General features: G+C 53.8%; 2 protein-coding genes. Both read left to right on the top strand.

Features of this window, described 5'->3' with window-relative positions; translation table 11 throughout:
- Positions 1–451: 451 nt before the first annotated feature.
- Entirely contained in the window at positions 452–886 is a 435-nt protein-coding gene (locus CA85_RS24610) for a transposase (protein ID WP_146394393.1), read from the top strand.
- A gap of 117 nt (positions 887–1,003) precedes the next feature.
- The gene (locus tag CA85_RS24605) at positions 1,004–1,483 is read left to right on the top strand and encodes a helix-turn-helix domain-containing protein (RefSeq protein WP_146394391.1); all 480 of its coding nucleotides are present in this window, start codon (positions 1,004–1,006) and stop codon (positions 1,481–1,483) included.
- Positions 1,484–1,527: the final 44 nt, after the last annotated feature.

Genomic DNA, 1,527 nt, shown 5'->3' with positions numbered 1-1,527 from the left:
TTCAGCAAGCGTGCTGTCCGTTATTTCAAGCCGTGCTTGCGAAACTTGGTTCGCGCCGCAGTCTTTGGTCTCGCCTTCGCAGTGCCGTTGATTCGTTCATCTTTCGCAGCTACTGCGAGATACTCGATGCCATCTTGAGTGACCGGTGTCGGAATCAATTCTTACCGCCATAGAGTCACCCGCTCAGCGAGTCGAACGTTGGGGCGTCGGAAAAGCAATCCCGGGGGAATGCGACGCTACCGGTGCGCTTCGAGAGTCGCGAGAGTCGCGAAAGTCAGTGTTTTTCCTTTCCGCTGGTTCCAATTTAGTGAAATTGACACGCTCGATGCCGACAATCGCAGCAGTGGCACCGATCACGCCCTCTAAAAACCAACCATCGCAGTTCACATGCCGCCTATCCACCCAATAGCGGGGTGTCGCCGGGGACTGCTGGTCCGAGGGTGATGATTGCTTGACGGGCTTGCGTCAGTTGCTGTTGTACAACGAGGAGAATCTCGATGAGGACGGTCAGGTCGAGATGCAGATCCTTCAGAAAAGTGATCTTCAAACGGTCCGTGCTTGGGCTATCAAAGAGAACTTTCGTCATTTCTGGCTGAGTGAGAATTCAGGCACGGCGGGGGAGTTCTTCCGTTCTTGGTACGGCTGGGCGATTCGCAGTCGCTTGGAGCCAATCAAGAAGGTCGCGCGGATGCTCAAAAGGCATCTGCCTGGACTGCTGAGCTACTTTCGGCATCATGTCACTAATGGGTTGGCCGAGGGATTCAATAGCAAGATTCAATCCATCAAGTCAGCCGCAAGAGGCTTTCGTTCCTTCGCCAACTACCGACTCAGGATTCTGTTTTACTGCGGCAAACTCGATCTGATGCCGGAAAATACGTGCCACTAAATTCCGAGAAGAACCCTCTATATCGTGCAATAGCCAGTATTGCCCCGCAGCTTGGTGTTCGGGTATAAAGCAGTTCATGAATCCACTTCCGAACTTGCCAGGATCAAGGAAGGTCCAGTGTCGAACCGAAAAATCTATCATATCAAGCTGACTGCGGATGAACGCGAAGCCTTTGCCGAAGTCGCAAAAGGGAAGCGTGGAAAACTGAACATCGCTGCCTGGAAAGTGCAGCGAGCCACAGCAATGCTCAAGTGCGATGAGAGCGAATGCGGCCCGGCTTGGTCAGACCAGAAGATTGCCGAAGCAGTCGGAACGACAACCCGATCAATCGAGAACTGGCGAAAGCAGGCCGCTCTGCGAGGCCCGACGAGCTTGCTCGAAAGAAAACAACGCGAGATGCCTCCGACGCCCGCGATACTCGATGGTCAAAAAGAAGCTCAGTTGACCAAGCTCGCTTGTTCCACGCCGCCCGATGGTCGATCCCGATGGACTCTTCAATTGCTTGCCGACAAGTTGGGTGCGATCCGCTTGATGCGCTCGACGAGTCCTGCATCACGCTGTTTCCAAATTGATAAGGTCGCCGACGGTCAGTTTTGACTGGAGCCAGTTCTCATAGACAGCATCCCACACTCCACTGAGCA

Origin of the sequence: Allorhodopirellula solitaria, from assembly GCF_007859855.1 — a bacterium.
GTDB lineage: Bacteria > Planctomycetota > Planctomycetia > Pirellulales > Pirellulaceae > Rhodopirellula > Rhodopirellula solitaria.
This window is presented reverse-complemented; position numbering and strand designations above follow the sequence as displayed.